The 19,730-nt window shown below is 65.8% G+C and carries 13 protein-coding genes and 2 pseudogenes; 7 read left to right on the forward strand and 8 right to left on the reverse strand.

Annotated features, from left to right (window positions below; all coding sequences use genetic code 11):
• From KZI27_RS00005 to KZI27_RS00015, 3 genes are all read left to right on the forward strand, one after another.
• A complete protein-coding gene (locus tag KZI27_RS00005) occupies nucleotides 1-948 on the forward strand; it encodes a ParA family protein (RefSeq protein ID WP_222657472.1) in 948 nt (315 codons plus the stop codon).
• Between the two features lie 157 nt (nucleotides 949-1,105).
• Entirely contained in the window at nucleotides 1,106-1,624 is a 519-nt protein-coding gene (locus KZI27_RS00010; RefSeq protein WP_222657473.1) for a hypothetical protein, read from the forward strand.
• 254 nt (nucleotides 1,625-1,878) lie between these two features.
• The gene (locus KZI27_RS00015; RefSeq protein ID WP_222657474.1) at nucleotides 1,879-2,844 is read left to right on the forward strand and encodes a replication protein RepA; all 966 of its coding nucleotides are present in this window, start codon (nucleotides 1,879-1,881) and stop codon (nucleotides 2,842-2,844) included.
• Between the two features lie 1,401 nt (nucleotides 2,845-4,245).
• On the opposite strand, the gene KZI27_RS00020 is transcribed toward KZI27_RS00015, so the two are convergent.
• The gene (locus KZI27_RS00020; protein WP_222657475.1) at nucleotides 4,246-4,551 is read right to left on the reverse strand and encodes a hypothetical protein; all 306 of its coding nucleotides are present in this window, start codon (nucleotides 4,549-4,551) and stop codon (nucleotides 4,246-4,248) included.
• A gap of 229 nt (nucleotides 4,552-4,780) precedes the next feature.
• Entirely contained in the window at nucleotides 4,781-5,026 is a 246-nt protein-coding gene (locus tag KZI27_RS00025; protein WP_222657476.1) for a hypothetical protein, read from the reverse strand.
• Between the two features lie 113 nt (nucleotides 5,027-5,139).
• Here KZI27_RS00025 and KZI27_RS00030 point away from each other — a divergent pair, with 113 nt between their 5' ends.
• The 3 genes from KZI27_RS00030 (at nucleotide 5,140) to KZI27_RS00040 (ending at nucleotide 8,132) form a co-directional block, all read left to right on the forward strand.
• The gene (locus tag KZI27_RS00030) at nucleotides 5,140-6,456 is read left to right on the forward strand and encodes a tyrosine-type recombinase/integrase (RefSeq protein ID WP_222657477.1); all 1,317 of its coding nucleotides are present in this window, start codon (nucleotides 5,140-5,142) and stop codon (nucleotides 6,454-6,456) included.
• A complete protein-coding gene (locus KZI27_RS00035) occupies nucleotides 6,453-7,442 on the forward strand; it encodes a hypothetical protein (RefSeq protein WP_222657478.1) in 990 nt (329 codons plus the stop codon). The genes KZI27_RS00030 and KZI27_RS00035 overlap by 4 nt, the downstream gene beginning before the upstream one ends.
• A gap of 111 nt (nucleotides 7,443-7,553) precedes the next feature.
• Nucleotides 7,554-8,132: an NADPH-dependent FMN reductase gene (locus tag KZI27_RS00040; protein ID WP_261783844.1), complete on the forward strand. Its 579-nt coding sequence runs from the start codon at nucleotides 7,554-7,556 to the stop codon at nucleotides 8,130-8,132.
• A 122-nt stretch (nucleotides 8,133-8,254) separates the two neighbouring features.
• Here the strand turns inward: KZI27_RS00040 and KZI27_RS20405 are convergent.
• From KZI27_RS20405 to KZI27_RS00075, 6 genes and pseudogenes are all read right to left on the reverse strand, one after another.
• Nucleotides 8,255-8,371, reverse strand: a pseudogene (locus KZI27_RS20405) (TauD/TfdA family dioxygenase); the annotation flags it as partial.
• Nucleotides 8,372-8,551: 180 nt separating this feature from the next.
• A pseudogene (locus KZI27_RS00050) lies at nucleotides 8,552-8,743 on the reverse strand (acetoacetate decarboxylase family protein); the annotation flags it as partial.
• A gap of 114 nt (nucleotides 8,744-8,857) precedes the next feature.
• Entirely contained in the window at nucleotides 8,858-12,199 is a 3,342-nt protein-coding gene (locus KZI27_RS00055; RefSeq protein WP_222657480.1) for a thioester reductase domain-containing protein, read from the reverse strand.
• Between the two features lie 49 nt (nucleotides 12,200-12,248).
• On the reverse strand, nucleotides 12,249-12,851 hold the full coding sequence (locus KZI27_RS00060) for a 4'-phosphopantetheinyl transferase (protein ID WP_261783846.1): 603 nt from the start codon (nucleotides 12,849-12,851) through the stop codon (nucleotides 12,249-12,251).
• Nucleotides 12,852-15,240: 2,389 nt separating this feature from the next.
• On the reverse strand, nucleotides 15,241-16,005 hold the full coding sequence (locus tag KZI27_RS00065; protein WP_222657482.1) for a YsnF/AvaK domain-containing protein: 765 nt from the start codon (nucleotides 16,003-16,005) through the stop codon (nucleotides 15,241-15,243).
• Between the two features lie 415 nt (nucleotides 16,006-16,420).
• The gene (locus tag KZI27_RS00075) at nucleotides 16,421-17,299 is read right to left on the reverse strand and encodes a twin-arginine translocation signal domain-containing protein (protein WP_222657483.1); all 879 of its coding nucleotides are present in this window, start codon (nucleotides 17,297-17,299) and stop codon (nucleotides 16,421-16,423) included.
• A gap of 289 nt (nucleotides 17,300-17,588) precedes the next feature.
• Here KZI27_RS00075 and KZI27_RS00080 point away from each other — a divergent pair, with 289 nt between their 5' ends.
• Nucleotides 17,589-19,724 carry a hypothetical protein gene (locus tag KZI27_RS00080; RefSeq protein ID WP_222657484.1) on the forward strand — a complete coding sequence of 712 codons (2,136 nt, stop codon included), beginning with the start codon at nucleotides 17,589-17,591 and terminating at the stop codon, nucleotides 19,722-19,724.
• Nucleotides 19,725-19,730: the final 6 nt, after the last annotated feature.

The raw sequence follows: 19,730 nt of genomic DNA on the forward strand, positions 1-19,730 counted from the left end.
ATGTCACTCACCATTGACCGATCTTCCCTTCAGCGAGTCGTAGCCGTCATCAACAACAAGGGCGGCGTCGGCAAGACCACCCTCTGCGCCAACATCGGCGGGATTCTGGCCGAGGCAGGTTGGCGAGTCCTCGTCATCGAACTGGACCCGCAGGGGAACCTCGGCCTCGACCTCAGCTACAGGTACGCAGATGGCGACGACAAGGGCTCTGGTCTGTCGAAGGCCGTCCTCTTCGGCGATCACCTTCAGCCCCTGAAGGAGGTGCGCCCGAACCTCGACGTACTCCCGGGAGGGGAGCACATCGAGATCCTCGACAAGGGCATCAGCCCTCGGATGAGCCAGTCCGGCACCGAAGGCACCGCAGCACGCCTCAGCCTTGCCACGTCTCTGTCTGTCATCGCCGACGACTACGACCTGATCTTGCTCGACTGCCCGCCGAACATCGACAGCATCCAGATGCTTGCTGTCGCGGCCGCTCGTTACATCCTCATCCCAGCGAAGGCTGACGATGCGAGCATCGATGGTCTCCGACTGACCGCTCGGCGCCTCGACAAGGTCGTGGATATCAACCCCGACGTGGACCTCCTCGGCGTGGTGAACTTCGACTCGAGTACGTCTGAGACGAAGGTGCGGCAGGAGTTCGCCGACGACGTTGTCGAGGCCCTGGAAAGCGAAGAAGCTCGGAAGTTCATCTTCACCAGCTACGTCCGCCACTCAGGCGCAACCGCGAAGGCCGCGAGGAAAAAGCGAGTCCTCGTCCACGAGCTCGAGAAAAGTGTCCAGAAGCAGGAAAAGTGGTACGAGGCTCTGCGCCGCGGGGCTAAGCACATTTCCGCTGGCCCTCAGGCTGCCGGCAACGTTGCAGACAGCCTGTACGCAGTGACCCAGGAGCTCACCGCTCGACTCACCGAGGCTGAGGCTGACGCGGCGGAGGAAGCGAATGTCTGACGCAGGCCGCATCATCTCCGGTCCGCCAAGCCGTCCGAACAGCGGGGGAGGGGCGGGGTCCCTGCTCCGCGCGAATCGAACGGCGCAGCAGCAGGTCGAGCAGCCGATCGAGCCTTCCCGTACGGTTGCGCCACCACCCCCGGCGCCGCGGCGCGCAGTGCAGCAGACCATCGCGTCCGCTCCAGAGTCCGAGGTCGAAGACCCGGTAATGACCGTCGAGCCTTCCGAGGCGCCGGCCGTCACGTTCCGTGAGCCGGAGCCGTCGACTGCAGCAGCCGAGGACGTCCCACCGGCGGTGGTCGAGCCTGCGGCTGCCCCCGCTCCGCAAACGCAGCAGCAGCGGCAGCGGCAGCGGCAGCGGCAGCGGCAGGCCGCTGAGTCAGCGCAGGGCCCGACGACGCCGTACACGAGGCGTCGGTACGGCGACTCGGGGGAGGAGAACCCCGACGACATCGTCAAGGTCACCTTCGAGATTCGTCGAGGCGATCGCGACGCGTTCAACGACGCGTTCGCGGCAGCGTCCCTGCACGAGGGCTACACCACGCCGAAGGACATCCTGGTGGACATCTACCTGGGGGAGACAAAGCGTCTGCAGGACACCTACAACGGCGGGCAGCCGTTCCCGAAGCGGATGAAGCAAGCTCCGCGCGGACGGCCGATTCGGCGCGAGAACTGACTTCGTTGGTCATCCGCGCCCGGCAATGTCGGCCGGATCCCGTAGATCAGAGGCATGGGTTCGTACAGACGCCGGCGAGGAACACTGCGACACGCCGGGCAAGTTCCAACGTGGGTATCTGATCCGCAGCCACGCTGTGCGAGTACCAACTCGGATGGGGGAGCGCCAGGCACAGTGCGCTCTGCCGGGTGGGACGCACTGACCAAGTCCGCTTCCGCGCGACCACTGCTTCCATCATGCCCCGGGAGGTCCTGATGACCGACACCCTCGCAACCGAGATCACACTGATCGACGTGCCGGCCGACGCGCCAATCCTCATCGACGAGACAACGGCGCGGCTAGTGAACTACGCGGCGAACCTCGAGGGTGGCGAAGAGGACGCCATGGACATCGGGTACTCGGCGCGCATCTGGGCGCAGGTCTCGCTGCCCTACCGCAACCCCGGCAACATCCCATACTGGGAGCGTCGCAACGGGTCCGTCTCGCTGATGATGCAGCCGGCGTTGCTGCTGGACGCACAGACCGGAGAGCGGACACCTGCTTACCCATACGGTGTCCTGCCGCGCCAGGCCATGAACTGGATGGCAACAGAAGCGGTGCTGACGCAGAGCAAGCAGCTCGAGCTCGGCCGTTCCATGAAAGCGTTCATGGAGAAGATCGGCCTCGCACACGGTGGACGGGACGCGAAGCGGGTCGCGGACGGCCTGAAGCGGCTCTTCGGCGCGAACCTCAGTGTCGAGGGTCTCGAGATCCGCCCGGACGGTCACGGGGAAGCCATTGAGTACTTCCGCATCGCTGACAGCGTCCGTCTGTGGTTCGGCAAGGACGACGTCGAGGACAACGAAGGGCTCTGGCAGTCCACGGTGACCCTCTCCGAGCGGTTCTACGACTCCATCGTTTCCTCGCCGGTCCCCATCGACCTGAACGCGATGAAGGCGATGGGGAAGTCAGCGATGCGCATGGACATCTACCTGTGGCTCACGTACCGCATGTTCTACCTGCGTAAGCCCACCCGCATCAAGTGGAACGACCTCAACCTGCAGTTCGGCGCGCAGTACACGCAGCCCCACAAGTTCAAGGCGGCGTTCGAGGGTCACCTGCGGGCCATCAAGATCATCTACCCAGAAGCACGGGTCGAACCGACGTCCGAGTACCTCATCCTCCGGCCGTCTCCGCCCCATGTGGAGCCGACGAAGCCTCGACGCGAGGTCGGAGCCTAATCGGCCAGAGAAACGACGGGAGAGAGGCGCCTACGGGCGCCTCTCTTTTCGCGTTCGAGGGGACCGGATACCCACGTGAGCTGGAAACCGCGTCCGTCGACGGCGCGCGTGGGTATCCGGTCCCCTCCGCGCGCACTCCGGACGGCTGGCGTACACCCTGCGCCGTGGGTATCTGGTCCTCTCCGCACCCAGCGCCGCGAGCTCATCAGGCGTGGGTATCTGGTCCGCGGTCGTGGGTATCTGGTCCCCTGCGACACCAGTTCATGCGGTTACCTTCCGGCGTAGAATGCGATAAAGCCCCGGGCGTGGGTATCTGGTCCGCCCGCCCACCCCGCTCCGGTCGACAGCTAGGTGAGGTACCCGCCGGGACGCCCGCTGGCACGTCGTGTGGGTATCTGGTCCTTGCCAACCGCGAAGGTCCACCAGCCGGCGTGGGTATCTGGTCCTCCCGGTCGGAAACCGCGGAGCACCGCGTGGGTATCTGGTCCCCGGGGTGCGAGCCACTAGTTGCGGGCAAGTCGGCGTGCCGGGCAAGACGAGCGGGCGTGGGTATCCGGTCCTCAGTGACAGCGAAGTCCTCGACTCGCACCTTGAGGTGACAGGCGTCTTCGAACGTGGGTATCTAGTCCTCCCACCGGCGCAGAGCTCACGCATGGAATCACAGGCGAAGCCCGTGGCTATATGGTCCTGAAGTGCGGCGGCCTGAGTGACTCTCTTTCCTCCAATGGAAGGGGTAGAAGCACCCGTCTGTGGAAAACTTGGCGCCCCCTCTGTGGTTGCGTTTCGTTAGTTCGTAAATCAGCTACCGGATAGAGCTACAGGAAGCACTACAGGGGGCCGCGTTCGAGCGAGGTCACATCCGCATGCTGATAGCGATCGGCGGGGGAGCGGTGCTGTGCTCCTGGGACTGCATACCCACACCAAGCGGACCGGATACCCACGGGCCGAGGACCAGGTACCCACGAAAACGGACCAGACACCCACGAAAAGTGCGTGGGTATCGAGTCCGACGACCAACCCTGCTGTGGAGAACTCCTCGGAGGGTACGTCGGTACCGAACTGACCGCTACCCGCGCCGGTTCTTCTTCGCCCGCGGGGGAGTGGCCCTCGCCTTCAGAGGCGGAGCCGGGAGGTCCGTGATGGCGGGAACATCGAAGCGTACGCGGTAGCGACGGTCGAGGTTGCCGAGCCCTGCGGCGTCCACGGTCACGAACTGCTGCCTTCGGAGCGACGCGAAGAAGCGTCGCTCGCCGCTGTTCGCGTCGCGAAGATCGGCGACCGTCACTTCCAGGGAACCACCACCGACGACGCCCTTGAAGCGGAGGTGCTTGCTCTTGCCCGCGTCCTCGAGGACAACGACGGGCAGGGAGTGGTGGCCATGCTGGGTCTATGCGCAGACGGTCAGGGAGCTGCCTGCTCTGCCCGTCGCAAGCGGTAGTCGCGGAGCTTCGCGCGGTAGTCCGAGACCTTCATCACGAAGCGGCCGAAGCTGGCGAGAGCCACGATGGCAGCAAGGATGATGATCCACCTGGTGAGGTCGCCGTGCCATCCGACGACGAACCGGAAGAACAGCCCGCCAGCGAGCCAGCAGAGCGCCGGCACGAGCGACCGACGCGACAGCCGAGGAGCTCGCGGAACGGCGACCTCCTCGGCTGCTGCGGCTTCAGCGGGCGTGGGGAGACGGAAGTAGGTGTCCTTGCTGTCCATGCCGGTCTATGCGGGAGCCTTGCGGCATGGTGCGCGCCGGATCGCCCCTTCGCCGTAGAAAGCTCGGCGCCGCGCGACGTCCGTAGGTCTGCGTTGGAGGAGGCTTCCCGGTGCGGACTGCGGGGTAGTCAGGTGGAGGCGGCGGTGACGGCAAGGTAGCGGTACGCCACGCTGGGCTGCTTCATCAGCGCATGAGCGAGGGGGTCAGGTCCGACTCCGATTGTACGACCTAGATTTGCCCGCGTACGTGCCGCCAGCGCTTCGCCTGTTCTTCAGTCATGCCGAAGTACACCTGGGGATCCTCATGGAGGTTCCGCCCGGACGCAGTTGCGAGCGGCCAGATGTCCTCACCGAAATACGGCTGACGGGCCCACTTGGGGAGTCCCTCGTAGTTAGCGCGCAGGTGGGCGGTGAGCTTCCTGCAGGCGTCGCGCCATTCATTGAGCGTGAGGTCGGTGTTCTCGACGATGTCCAAGGTGCCGAATCGCTCGCCTGGGTGCCGAATCTGCCGCTACACCGAAGGATGGGCGCTTCCAGCCCCGCCAATTTGGTCCGAGAAGAACTATTATCGGAACTGAGGCAGGACGTGTGCACAGTGCCGGCGCCGCCAGGAGAAGAGGCCACGTGAACGAGGACGTAGGAGTCGAGGCTGCCGCTGTGGATCCCGCGACGGTCCTCGCGCAGCGTGGTGTGCGCGACCGGGCTGCGTCAGCGGAGCAGCGTGCGGCGGCGGAGCGGTCCCGGACGGCATTCGCGCGGCTTCGCATGGCAGCGGGGGAGGGGAACCCGGTTGATCGAGGCAACGTGGTGGTTCAGGCGGACGCGTCGCCGCAGGTGTTCGCTGAGGCGTCCCTGTCGCTGAACACGGTCCGTGCGTACCGGTCGGACCTGCGCCAGTTCGCCCGGTGGCGCGCCGGCTTCCTCGACCACGAGATCTCCGAGGCGCACGAGCTCGAGCAGATGTCGACGGCGCCGGTCGACCCTGCCGAGGTCGCAGCGTTCCTCGCGGACAAGGCCAATGCTGTTCTGCCGGATCGTGGGCAGCGGTATGCGCCGGCGACGATCAGCCGCTACGTCGCCGCGATCGACTGGGAACACACCCGCCGCGGCCACACCCCACCCGGCTCCACCCCGATCGTCCGCGACGTCCTCAAGGGGATCCGCCGGACCCGGTCAGTGCCGGTCCGGCGCGCGAAGCCGATGACGTTGCAGACCCTGCAGACGACCCTGCTGACGATCGACGTCACCGACCTCCAAGCCGGGGCATTGGCGACCCGGGATCACGCGTTGCTGCTGTTCGGGTTCGTCGGTGCGTTCCGCGAGTCCGAGCTCACCGCACTCACCGTCGCCGATCTCCGCCTCGTCGATGGCGAGGGCGTCTACGCGCGAGTGCGGCGGTCGAAGACGGACCAGGACGGGCTCGGCCGGATCAAGGTGCTGCAGCAGGGGGCGAATCCGGTCACGTGCGCTTCGTGCGCGTTCGTTCGACTCTCCCGGTTGATGGCCGCGCAGGATGCTCGTGGGGAAGTGGGCCTCTTCGCTGCGCTGACCGATGCGTCGCTCGCCGTGCACGTCTGCACGGACGGGCTCGGGCCGGACCGGTTGCCGCCGTCGATGCCGTTCTTCCGCGCAGTGTCGAAGTGGGGTCTGTTCCGGGACACCGGCATCAGCCCGACAACGGTCGGGAAAGCCGTCGCGCGCCGTGCGCGAGCGGCGGGGTTGGGGGAGGAGGGGTGGTCCGGGCACTCGCTCCGTGCCGGGTTCGTCACCGAGGCGCGGAACGCGGGCGCGACGGATGTGGAGATCATGAACCAGACCCACCACACCAACGCCGCCACCCTGCAGATCTACGACCGCGAGTACACGCCCCTGGTCCGCAACGCCGTCACCCGGATGCGCTTGTGACCGCCCAAACTTCCCCCGAACGCAGCCCCGAACCCCGACCCGGCAGCAGGGCGCTGCTCGAGGCGCATTGGGGCCGATTCGCCGCGTGGTGCGCCGCGACGGGACACCAGCCGCTCCCGGCGACGGCAGCAACGATCGAGCAGTTCCTGAAGCAGTTTCCCGGGGCTGCTTCGACGCAGCGGCTCCGCCGGCACGCGATCCGTGCGCACCACCTCGCAGCGGGCCTGGCAGATCCGATACCCATGGTGCCGGCGCGGGTGTGGCCGCGACCAGAAGTCCCCGACCATGCGGCCGTCGGAGCAGTGCTCGCGGCGATCCCGAAGTACCGGTACCCGATCGGACTCCGCGGCCGCCGCGACGCGTTCCTCATCGTCCTCCTCGGCGTCCTCCACCTCACCCGCCAGCAGGCGCAAGCTGTCACGGCAGACGATGTCGCAGTGACGAGCATCGTGCGCATCCGCGGCACGGTCGTCCCCTCCGCCGACGACCCAGCCGCGTGTGCGGCGTGTGCTGTGACCCGGTGGTTGCGGATCGCGGGCCCGGCCTGGGCCGGATTCAGAGGCGACGTCATCGGCATGCTCGACCCGACCAAGGGCAACCTCGACCAGCATGACTGCGAGCAGCTACTCCCCGGGCAGTGGCGCAGGGCAGAGCAGCTGCTGTTGCCGTTAGACGTGCACGGTTGGGCCCGCACCGGGGTCACCTTGTCCGGCAGATCGATGACGAGCATCATCCCCACCAGACGCGCCGCCGCCGCACACGAGACGGATCGAGAGGCTGTCGGACCGATGGTTCGCCCACCGTCCCGGTTCACCCAACTCACTCTGCAGGAGACCTACGTCGAGCTCGGTGCCACGGACGCTGCCGTTGACGCCGCCCTCTCCCGTCTCGCCGCCATCTGGAATGACGCGCAAGCGCTCGACTCTGATCTGGATCACGCAGCTACTCCGCGCAAGCGGGCGATAGCACCAGATATCCCGAGCTAGCCGGTCGTCCTCCACCTCGATGTCGAAGTGCACCTGGTTCGTCGGTCTTACGAGACGACGGTTGGGCAAATGTCATTACTGTGTACTGTCTCCGCTCGGTACCGTGCAGAGGTGATCTCTCTGCGTTTGCCGGTCATCTCCTGCAGTCTCGACCCGGCCAGCATCAGTCGCCGTCTTGCCGAGCGGTCGGCCACGCTGCTCACCGTGGCTGGACACCAATCGGAGGTCATAGATCTCGCAGCAGTTGACCTGCCGCCATTCGACAACGACCGAGTCTTCGACAGTGAGTCGATCCGCGCCCTCCACGCTCTCATCCGTGAGGCTGACGGAGTGGTGTTGGCGTTCCCGATCTACAACTGGGCGCCGTCCTCGACCGTCAAGTCGCTGATTGAGGCCACGGGCGCAACCGGAAACGGGCGTCGTGCGGCGTGGTTCGACAAGGTGATCACGTTCGTGTGTGCCGCGGGCCTGCCGCACAGTTACATGGCGACCGCGGCGCTCGGCCAATCCCTGATGCTCGACTTCAAGTGCGTCGTGAACCCGTACGCGGCGTACTTCTCGGAACGAGACTGGGACGTGGAGTCGCTGACCGCTGAACGAGCCGCTCGGCTGGAGAAGACCATGACGGTGCACGCCGAACTCGCGACTTTGCTCCAGGGGCGAACGTACTCGTCGGACTGGGAAGTCTGACACCTGATCGCTGTCCGTGACCGCAAGCGCCATATGAGCGGAGAGGCGACGGCTGGCACCTACCAGGTGCCAGCCGTCGGGCGCTCTTCCTGTCGAAGGCGCTGTGGAGGATCAGGTGAGGATTAGAGCATCAGCGTCCGCAGCATCTCACGTGCGCCACTGAACGTGAGCCTGCCGTGGAGGTAGCGTTCGTTGTCGATGATGTATCCGTCCCCGGGTTCGAGCGGGAAAGTGAACGTCCGCTGACGATCGCTTCGACGCTGATCGCGGTAGTGCCGGTGTCGTCGAACACCGCTTCGGCGGCATCGACGAGGTGCGTACGGGTGCTGCTGCGACGGCGGACCGGACGCGGTACAGTCGGGGGAGGAGTGGTCGTAACCGTGACGCTACTGAGCCGCCTGCGCGTTCGCGGCGGCGAGCTAGTCGTAGGCGTGCTGCACGGGAGCGAGGGCCAGGTCAGCGACGATGTGCGAGGCGCTGACGACCTCAAGGACGGGCAGGTCCGTCATCGGCGCCAAGGCGTGCGCGAACAGCTGCAGCCGAGCCGGTCCGGTCCACGCTTCCTTCACCGTGATGTCGGTGATCTCTGTCCGTACGAGGTTTGCTGCACGGAGGCCGGGTGAAGACATAGTCGATCTCCGCTATGCGCGGTTACTCCCCCTTCCCCACAAGACTGACCTCACCCACGACGGCGGCAGCGTCTCTGGCCTTCCGCGGCCGCGGACTCAGGTAGCTGACGCCTGCTGTGTGGGCTTGAGTAGCCCCAGGAACGCGAGATCGTTCGCCGCCTTCGTGATGAAAGCGTGGTCGAGCGACGGGACCTCTGACGTTCCGAGTGGCCGGACCGACCGAACGGCCTTGGAGAATGCGTGGGATGGGATGAGCGAGCCGGCGTGTGGTTCTTCAGGTGCGGCGAACGCCTGCATCAGCGGCAGGACGGATCGGGCGCGGTCCTCGTCTGGTAGCTCTCCCAAGGCCTCGCGGAACCGGTTCGCCCACTCCGCGTAGTTCGGGACGCGCTCGATGGTGTGCCCGTCCTCACTGAGCCAGTCGATGAACGTGTCGAGCGATACACCGTCGTCATGGGGGTTCACGACGTTGAAGGTGTGGTACCCCGCGGTGAGCGAAGCGCCGATTTCGTTGATCGCAGCGGCCGTGAAATCGGCCGGCAGCCCGTCGTAGTGGGACGCCAGCCGCTCACCGTCTGGCCCACGCTTGACGAAGGACACGGGTGCGATCCCGGTGGTGAGCACACTCCAGATCAGTCGGGTGAACACGTCGGGGAGGTTCACCTGGCCTCGCCAGCGCGGATGCGCCAGGACCATGTCAGAGCGGAACACGGCCACGGGAACGCCGTGGCGGTCGTGCGCCTCGCGGAGCAGGACCTCGCTCGCCCACTTGCTCGCCCCGTATCCGTTGGCGTACTCGTCGCCGACGGACCACTCGGCGATTGTGGCGCGGATGTCGGCGTGCTCGTCGAGTGCGGACGGGGCTGGTCCTGTGGCAGCGTTTGGCCGTGCACCGCCAGCGACGGCGACGCTGGAGACGAAGGTGACGGGCACGCTGCCGGCGGCGACCGCCAGACTGACGACCTCGGCGGTGCCGATGACATTCGGACCGAACAGCGCCGTGTACGGGAGAACGTGATTCACCAGAGCAGCTGCGTGCGCGACGAGGTCCACTGTGGCGGCCAGGCCCTGCCACCGTTGCTCGTCGAGGCCAAGGTGATGCTCGCTGACGTCGCCGGCCAGCACCTCGAGCGAGTCCGACAGTTCGGCGAAGCGTTCGGCGAACGCGGGGTCGGCCGCGAAGGCATCTTCGAGGCGGCGCCGGGCGTCGGCATCGTCGGTACCTCGCACGATGCACACCAGCGTGCCGTCGATCTGAGCAAGGTGTTCGAGCCAGTCGAGGGCCATGAACCGGCCGAGGTAGCCGTTAGCACCGGTGAGTAGGACGGTGCGGGGCCGTGCCTGAGCCGTCGATGCTCGGGGGACCGGTTCAGGTGTGCCGCCGAGCATCCGGTCGAGAAGCAGGTCGCTGGCGCGGAGCGTGAGCACATCGGCACCGTGCACACGGGTCACAGTCGGACGGTCGTCGGAGGCGGAGCGCTCGACGAACGCGGCGACGGCGGCGAGGTCGTTCGTCGGATCAGTGAGGACGCCAACTGGCACCTCGGCGTCGAACACGTCCTCGAGGATCCCGGAGAACGTCAGCGCGGATAGCGAGTCCCCACCGAGGTCTGAGAACCGGGACGCCGCGGCGGTCGCCGGAGACACGTCGGCGCCGAGAAACTCGCGCGCCGCGCGCACCACGATATCGACCGTCGCTTCTTCGTCGACGCGTTCGCGCAGGGCGGCCACCAGCGTGCCGTTCTGCTGCGTGGCGACGGCGTCGTAGAGGGCGGCGAAGCGCTCACCGTACCGCTCCATGATGCGCGGGCGCAGGAGCTTACGGGCGTCGGACAACAGCCCGTTCTCGACAGTGAACGGCTGCGATTCAATAATCACGCCGCGGGGCACCTCATAGGGCGCGAGGCCATGCTCGCGTGCGGTGCGTTGGAGGCCGGTAAGGACATCGCGCTCTGAGACCCCCGCGGCCGCCGGCACGACGACCGCGACGAGGAACGCGTGCCGACTATCGCCGTGCAGTGCGATCTGGTGCACCTCAGGCGTCCCGCCGTATGTCCCCTCGAGCGGCGCCACCGCAACGAACTCGCCCTGCGACAGCTTGATGACGTTGTTCCGACGGTCTACGTACGCATAGGTGTCGAGTCCGATCTGCGCCATGACGTCACCGGTTCGGTAGAAACCTTCCTCGTCGAAGACCGCGGCGGTGACGTCCGGCCGGTGGAAGTACCCCGCGATGACGGCAGTGCTCTTCACCAGCAGTTCGCCCCGCGGATACGGACGGTCGGTGATGCGGTACCCGAGCTCGGGCACGTCGACGAGCTTGTGTTCCGTGACAGGCGGCTGCTGGACGACCCCATTGCGGAGAATGTTGCCCGCTTCAGTCGACCCGTACAGATCGTGCAGCGTCGTTCCGAGACACTCCTCGAGGTAGGTGCGGAGCTCCTGCATCAGCGGGGCGCTGGTGCAGATGGCCTGACCGATCCGTCCTCCAAGCGCACGCACCCGGAGGTCCGCCTGGACCGCGGCGCGGACCGCTGCTCGGTCCGCGCCGCCGGCGGCGACCCTTCGTTCTTCCTCACGGTCGCCCTCCTGCCGGACCATCTCCGCGACGCGCGGCACGAAGACGAACTCAGTTGGAGTGAAGGCTCGGAGGTCGTCGAAGAGCCTCGACAGGTCCGTCGAGGTCGCGATCGCGACCGTCCCACCACGGCCGAGCGTCCCGAACAGAGCCGCTCGGCCGGTGAGGTGGCTCATCGGGAGGTACGCGTACCCGACGAGGCTGGTGTCTCCAAAGTCGGAGCTCGAAGATGCGTCAGCGTCTACGGCAGGGTCGGGCTGGAACGCATGCCACAGCCGCTCGACCATGGAGCGCGTGTACATCGCGCCCTTTGGGGTGCCTGTGCTGCCGGACGTGTAGAGCAGCAGCGCCAGGGGGTCCTCACCGGGTGCAGGGTGCCACGGGCTGAGCCGCGGCAAGCCGACGCCGCGAGCGACGAGCTGGTCGAGTGTCACGTCGGCGTCGGCGTCGGCGCCGGCGTCGAGCAGTATCGTCCGAACGCCTTCTCCTGATGTCTCCGCAACCGTCACCGCCGTCGCGAGCTGCTCGGAAGTGGCAGCAATCCAGACCGGCACTGTCTCGTCGACGATCGCGTGCAGGGTGTCGACGGATGCGCTCACCTGCAGCGGGACGCTCACCGCGCCGAGGATCCACGACGCAAGGTCGAGCGTGACGAGGTCAGCGCTCACAGCGCCGAGCACCGCGATTCTGTCGCCGGCACGCACGGTTTCACCAAGCGCTGCTGCCAGGGCGCTTGCCCGACCCCACAATTCCCGGAAGCTCGTGTCCGTGATGCCTACTCCGGAGCACTGCCGCAGTGCCGGACGGTCGGCGTACCGTTCGAACAACTTATCGATCGACGTGTCGTTCTGCAGCCCCATGGTCTTTGTCCTCTCGTTGTTCGTTCCGCCGCGTCCATGTGCTCCGGCTTCAGTGCTCGTCGAGCGTGATGCCTGCCAGCGCCATGCCTCCATCCACCGACCACCTGCCGGTTCCAGCGAACCTCGGGCCCCGGCGTGCACTGGCGATGAACGAACCGTCTGGGCAAACTGTGATGTTTGCGCCGTCGATGCCGTACCAGCCTCCGTGGGCCGACGTCCGTGCTTTCGCAACAGCCTCAGCGGTCGCGAGGAGCACGCTGTCCGAACTCTGAATCCCGCGTCGCCGGAGCGCTTCGAGGCTCGAGGCGACGGACGCACTACCGACGTCCACCACGCGTTCGAGCACGCCATCGGGCAAGGGGCAGGCGGGCGTCGCATCGATGCCGATCCCAGCAAACTCGTCGCGTCGCCCTACGGCGCATGCGCGGAGGCCGATGGAGTGCGTGATGGTCCCGACGAACCCTGCCGGCCACACCGGCGCCCCGCTCCGTGTACAGGGGATCGACGCCCCCCAAACGCCAATGGCAGCAAGGGCCCGCCGCCCGAGCACACGTCCGGTCACGAACTCGGCGCGCCGCTTCGGCAGCGCCGTCGCGATGGCGTCACGCTCGTCATCCGAGAGGGACCCGTCCAAGTCATGTTCGGCAGTCACGAGAATCACCGAAGCAGGAAGGAGAGCCGCCCAGGAGGACCGCGCTCGAAGTTGCATGATGCAATCAGACGCCTCTTCGCTCGGAGTTTCCCGAGTCCTCTCGGCTCAGAACGGGCACCGTCTGTCAAGACATTCACTCGTTGGCCTTCGTGGCTTGCCGCGGCCGCAGCGCGCGGTCCGCTGAGATCAATAGGTTCATGGACCCGAGGGCGGTGTCCGCAAGCGCAGCGGGACGGAGTGCCGATCGCGGAGGGCATGGCACCAAAAGTTCGGACCGCTGGGTCGCTCGAGCGAACCATTCCACGGGCTCCTCGGCTAGCACTAGGCAAGGGCCCCTGAGCTCTTCTTTGCCCCAAGCCGCGCTCGCGAGGACGAGGGCGTCCCTGCCCTCCCCGGCCGATCACCCGAATCACGGCAGGACGAGATACGGGGCACAGGACAGGAAGGGAACGTCGACGCATAACGGACGCCAGGTAGGCGCTTCCTCCCCATGGGCTGAACCTGTCGCTCAGCCGCTCGCGGATTCGGGTTCCGATGTCATGCACAGCATGCGCCCGCACCGATAGAGCAAACGACAGATCATCCGAAACCAGGACCGCCCACGACGCCGGCCGGGCGCACTTGCCTGACGCGTCATCCCTGGCTACGTCTACCCGAACATCTATGCCGACCACACTGGAAGCCTCACCTTCTTTGCCCAACCCGACACGCGGTTCAGCAGCATGAGCACCGCGCTGGTGCTATTCACCGTCGGAGTAGCGGCGCGAAGCATTAGCCCGCGGCGGTCACTCCTGCGAATCACCACCAGGTCGGCGCAGATCACGCCAAACCGGGAAAGCTGACCAGGTACGAACGTCGCTGAACGAGACGCTCGTTTGCAGCGTCTGCGCCGCCTTGTCGAATCGTGCTCAACGGGATGTACATCTGGGCGTTCGCCTCGTACCGTGAGTAAGGAGTTCCGTTTCGGGGCTCTCACGGGCGGCGGGGACGCTCGACACCGAGCGGCCCCGCCGTTTCGCCGTCTGCAGGGGGCGCTCCCGAGGGTCAACCGCCTCCGTGGTAGCGGCATCTGGGAGACCTCTGACCGAATGCCCGGGCAGACGCCCGACCACGCGCCGGACGTCAACGCTTCCTGCCACTTTCGGCGCCGCGGGGTGCTGCGCACTTCCAATCGGTTGTGGCGTCGGTGTCGAAGATTGTTTGTAAGCGTCAGGGTGGTCCCGTTCCGCGGCTCTTCGGGTGAGTGTGTGGGACGGGCCATCACTGATGCGTTGCGTCCTGTTGCGTGTGGACGGCATGGGGTGCGGTCGTGCGCGAGCCGGGCGGGGTGAGTTGCCCGGCTCGCGGGGACGTGCACGTCCCTGCTCGTCCGGCCATTGACCCGAATCGTGGCTGGACGAGTTGTGGGGGTGAAATCGGACAGGAAGGAAGCGTCGACGTGCAATTGACGTGAGGGTGGCGCTTCCTCCCCGTGGGCTGGGGATGTCCCCGCCGCTTGCGGATTCGGGTTCCGCTATCACGCTCAGTATGTGCCTGCTGCGGACCTACCGATAGAGCACGTGACGGATCCGGGTGTTTTCGATGCTGGTCATGGCGGTGCGCTCTGAGCAGCGGGCCGACTGTCGACGAGCTCGCTGATGCGCGGCGGACCACTGCCGCGGGCTCAGCCGAGTTGATCGGGTGCAACCGGGTGCAACCGGATGCAACGTTGCGGATGAAGACATCGGGTCGCCCGACAGATGGAGAGTATGTCGACCGGTGGCGCTGCCCCGATCGAGTGGTGGAGCGGGCAGGCAGAGACCGTTGCGTGGGTGTGGTTGCTGTGCGGCACCGTGTGGAGGTCCCAGTGACCTCATCGCCGGTTCGGGTTGCTGGGTCTCGGTGGTGGTGCGTAGCGTGGTTGCCGCGTTCGGGAACGTCCCCCCTCGAAACCGGGCGCGCGTGGTTCGAGCAGCCCCAGCCCGCTCGAGCTGCAGCGGCCCCGGTCTGGTTCCCCCCAGAGACCGGGGCCGCTTCACATTCGCCGGTTTCTGCGCGTCGGCGAGCTCGTCGAGGACGTCGGGTCTGGCCGCGGGCGGCTTGATCTGGCGGAGGGCACCGGCAATCCGGCGGGCGCTCGTTGAAGCTTCCAAGTTGGCGGATTCGTTAGGTGCCCGGTAGGTAGCCCAGTGTGGCGATTGCTGGGCCGCAGTTCACCATCTGTGTAGACACCCTGATCAGCACCGGCCCTACGAGAAAAGATGCGGCCGGGACCAATCCCTACTTGGTCCCGGCCGCCCCCATCACTCCCTCATGCACGATTCCCGGGAAGGAACCGGCACCACCATCAGTACCACGGTGGTGGCTCTTCGTTGGAGAGCCGCCACCAGTGTTGGTGGTGCGCGGGGAGTTAGCGGTGTTTTGTGTCGTCTTCGTCGATTTCGATCTCTTCGTGGGAGACGTCCTCGGTGACTTGCTGCTGTTCGGTGACGGTCTCCTTGCCGATGTGGACCCGCTCGACGGGGATGGTTTCCTTGTCGACGACGACGCGCTCTTCGTGCAGGGTCACTTCGTGTTCGTCTTCGGACAGTGCGGGCCTGTCGGTCGCTGATCCGACGTTGGTTTCGGTGATGGGCTCGGTCACGACGCGGAGCTCTTCATGCTGTACCGGGACGGTGACGGTCTGCTGCTCGGTGACGATGTGTTTGCGGAGGCGGGCCCGGCCGGTCTGCACATTCTGAGTGCCGACGTTGAGGCGTTCCTCGGATCGGGTGACCGCGTCGTCAGCGTGGGTGATGTCGTGGTTGGGTGCGTGTGTGGTTTGGGTGTTGTCGGCTGCAGCATTTGTCGGAGCACCTGTGGTGGCGGTCAGGCCGTAGTAGTCCCAGATGCGCTCCTGCTCGTCCTCGGACAGGTCGCCGTCAGCGTCAATGCGAGGGGCGTCCTTGATCCTGTCTTTGTCGTAGCCGACGCGGAGTTCGTCTCCGGCGTACGTGGCGTCCTGCAGCGGCACGAAGGACTCGGAAGTTCCGAACAGCCCAGTCGCCACGGACACGAACAGGGGCAGCCCGTTTTCGTTGTTGAGGTAGACCTGCTTTACGGTGCCGACTTTGGCGCCGTGTGGGTCAACGACCTTGACGTCGAAGAGTCTGTTGGCAGTTGCGTTGTCGATCATGGTGTCTCCTTCAGAGCGGTCATTCCTGTTGTGGTGATGGTGTGTGTTGACGTCAGCGGCCGAGGCCGACACGGTCAACCTTGCGGTGATAACGCATCCCGGCGAGGCCGCCAAAAATCGCGCCGTCGAGGCTGACGACTGCGACGATGGCGAGGGTCACGATGCCGGTCGCGGTCAGGGCGCCCTCATCGATCGGGATCCTCGGGAAGCTATTCAGCTGACCAAGTGCGTACCGTGATGGTCTGCGTCAGGACCATTCCGCCTACCCGTGGCTTCGGGCGCCGTAGCTCGAGCAGCCCCCCAATTCAATTGAGCTGCAGCCGACCCTGTCCCTGCGCGTCGGCGAGCTCTTCGAGCACGGCGGATATCGGCGGATCGCCGGCGGCGGCCTATTCCTATCTGAGTTGGCCGACGGTCAGGTGGAAGCGTTGTCCCCATTGGGCAGGAAGCGCTCCGCGGCAGTGTTCCTCGTGACGCCCGTCCACATCGGGGATCGTTGGAAGCCGAAGTCGGGACCGAAAAACTGCCGTGCCGCAGACCCGTTCCTGTTTAGGACTGCTTCCAGCCATGCGGTGGTGACGGACGCGAAACCGCTGTCGTCCTTCGTGGAAACTGACTCGAAATGTGTCGCACCGCGAAGGCTGCCATAGACCATGGGGCCTCGTGCTCGATCTCGCATCCAACGTTCGACATATAGCGGCGGGTAAACGATCACGTCGGAAGTTCCCGTGAGTAGCAGCATTGGGGTAGATATGAGCGCGACATCCGCGAGGGGCCCGGGCTGGATGGGGATCAGCGTTCTTACGCGCGGGTCAATTGCTGCATTGATGGCTGCTTGACCGCCCTGTGAGTGCCCGCTGGAGGCGATCTTGTCCAGCCGCAGCGCACCCGCGAACAGTCCCGCAGAAGCTTCATTCTGCCGTTCCAGCGAGTCGATACACTGACGCATCAAGAGCCCGAGCGCGGCATTCGGGGTATTTGCTGCTGCAACAACGTACCCGTAACTCACCCAATGCTTGAAGAGCCCTCGATACACCACCGGGACAGCGCCGGTACCGTTGCCCCAAATAATCACTGGTCTAGGGTCATCAGCGGAGATGTCTGACGGGTAATAAATGGTGCTCAGCGCTTGCACCAAAACCGACATCTTGTGTGGTCCTGGAATCTTCCACCGCTCGATATCTGGCAAGCTCACAACGTCCCGCGCCTCCGTAAAAGTTCTGGAACTGACCCCGGCGAGGATTGAAGCTGCTGTCACGAACTTCATAAAACTCCGCCGATCTACCTGATGCATGGCTCGCTCTCCTCACGTCTTCGACCCATCGTCGGCCATGATCAGCAACCTCGCCCTGATATACCGCCCGAGCTGGTTATTTTGCTCATACTGTCTCGCGGTGGTCAAGTGGGCTCGTGTCGCTGCGATTCTGGCGACGTCGTTACATCACGAATTCGTGACTGCGGCGAGAGATGTCTGATATTCGACTGACAAGTGGGGCTCTTCGATGATGAAATTGACACGAAATTTGTTCTTTGCTGCCGGGGGAAGTGTTCTTCTCACGGTCGCAGCAACAACCTTGGTTCCGATGCACCAGTCGGCGTCTGCTGCGGACCTCCCCGCTGACGCTGGTGCCTTTAGCGGCGCTGCTCGTAATTATGGCGTCTTCGCCGGTGTTGGTCTGCTGAACGACTCGGTGAATGCTCGCGCGAACATCGCCGAGAGCGTGGTCGCGGTCAACTCGGAGGGGCTGTCGCAGTACGACGGAACCGGCGTGGGCGATTACGCGGTCCCCGGCACCGTCGCGAATGACCCGACCGCGCGTGCGTACAGCCGTGCTGCCCCTGTCGGTGCGGGCTTCACGGGGCTCAACCTGAACCCCGTGCGATCGCAGTCCACATCGACGACGGTACAGGAGACCGCGAACAACGACCAGGACTTCGGGGCAGTCGACCTCAGCCCGCTCGCAACACTCGACGCGCTCACTGGTTCCACGAAGACCGCCTGGACGGATGACGTGCTGAACGACGGCGGTGTCGTCGCAAGTTCGAGCTCGAACACGGGCAACCTACAACTCGTTCCGCGGATCGAGGCTGGGGGCGCGCCGGTTCCCGGCGTCTCACGCGTGCTGCCACTCGGGCAAGCCAATCTGGGGCAGAACACGAACGAGGTGAGGCTGGTCGCTTCTCCCACAGCCACCTGCCCGGCGGCACTGGCAGCGGAGACCACCTCGACATGGAAGTTCGCCGATGTGCAGCTCTTCGGCGGCAATGTCGGGGTTAGCTGGGGTGGTGAGTCTGGCGCGGACGACACCGGCACGATCACTGCGCGGACCACCGGCCAGCCGGGAGGTGCGACGCTCACGGTGTCACAGCTTCCGACGATGACCGTGCAGATCGGCGGTCCCAACGGTCGCGCTGTGCAGATCGAGCCCGGGGCAGCTATCGAGATCTCCGACCTCTTCGCCGGCTCCCAGCTTGGTTCTGCCCTTTCTCGCATCGTCGACGGGCAGCTTGCTTACGGAGGCACTACCAACGTCGTGCAGACCGCAGACGGAACCCGCGCCTCGGGGTCGATGAACGGCCTCAACGCCGACCTCACCCTCCTCCCGGTTCCCGTTGTGGCCCCGAGCGGTCTCGGGTCCGCCGAACTCGGGTTCGAGCGCGTCGATGTCGATTCGACCATGCAGGCCGGTGGGCTGCATTGCACGGAAACCGGGTCCAACGCTGACGCGGATGCGACGACGGCGACGAACGGTGCGACGAACGCGGATGCGACGACGGCGACGAACGGTGCGACGAACGCGGATGCGACGACGGCGACGAACGGTGCGACGAACGCGGATGCGACGACGGCGACGAACGGTGCGACGAACGCGGATGCGACGACGGCGACGAACGGTGCGACGAACGCGGATGCGACGACGGCGACGAACGGTGCGACGGACGCGGATGCGACGACGGCGACGAACGGTGCGACGGACGCGGATGCGACGACGGCGACGAACGGTGCGACGGACGCGGATGCGACGACGGCGACGAACGGTGCGACGAACGCGGATGCGACGACGGCGACGAACGGTGCGACGAACGCGGATGCGACGACGGCGACGAACGGTGCGACGGACGCGGATGCGACGACGGCGACGAACGGTGCGACGAATACCAACGCGTCAGCGTCAGCCGCGGCGGACGCGCAAGCCAATGCCGCAGCGCAGGCAGCGGCACAGGCTAACGCAACAACAGCGGCCTCTGCGGCTGCGAATAGCGATGCGACCGCGGCAGCGCAGTCAGCTTCGAACAGCACCGCATCCGCAAACGCCTCGCAGAACGCAACATCGAACGCCGATGCTGCTGCTGCAGCCGCAGCCCAGGCTGCCTCGAACGGTGACAACAGTTCCGATAGCAACGCCGATACGTCGGCCGCGGGGAACGTGTCAGGGGCCTCGGCTGCTCAGGCTGCGGCGATCTCGAACGCGTCGACAAATGCATCCGCGAACGCATCGGGCACGGCGAGCGGGGCGACCACGGTGGTAACGGCGGCGGGCGCCTCAAACGGGGCGGGACAGCACCATGCCTCGGGAAATGGCGGATCCCTCGCCTTCACCGGCGCTGATCGGTCACTGATGGTCGGGCTGTCTGCTACCGCGATCGCGCTGCTGCTCATGGGCGGCATCTTGGCCGCCGCCGCGGCACGACGACGACGCCTCAAGGTAGTCAGCTAATTCAGC

It is taken from the genome of Curtobacterium sp. TC1 (assembly GCF_019844075.1).
GTDB lineage: Bacteria > Actinomycetota > Actinomycetes > Actinomycetales > Microbacteriaceae > Curtobacterium.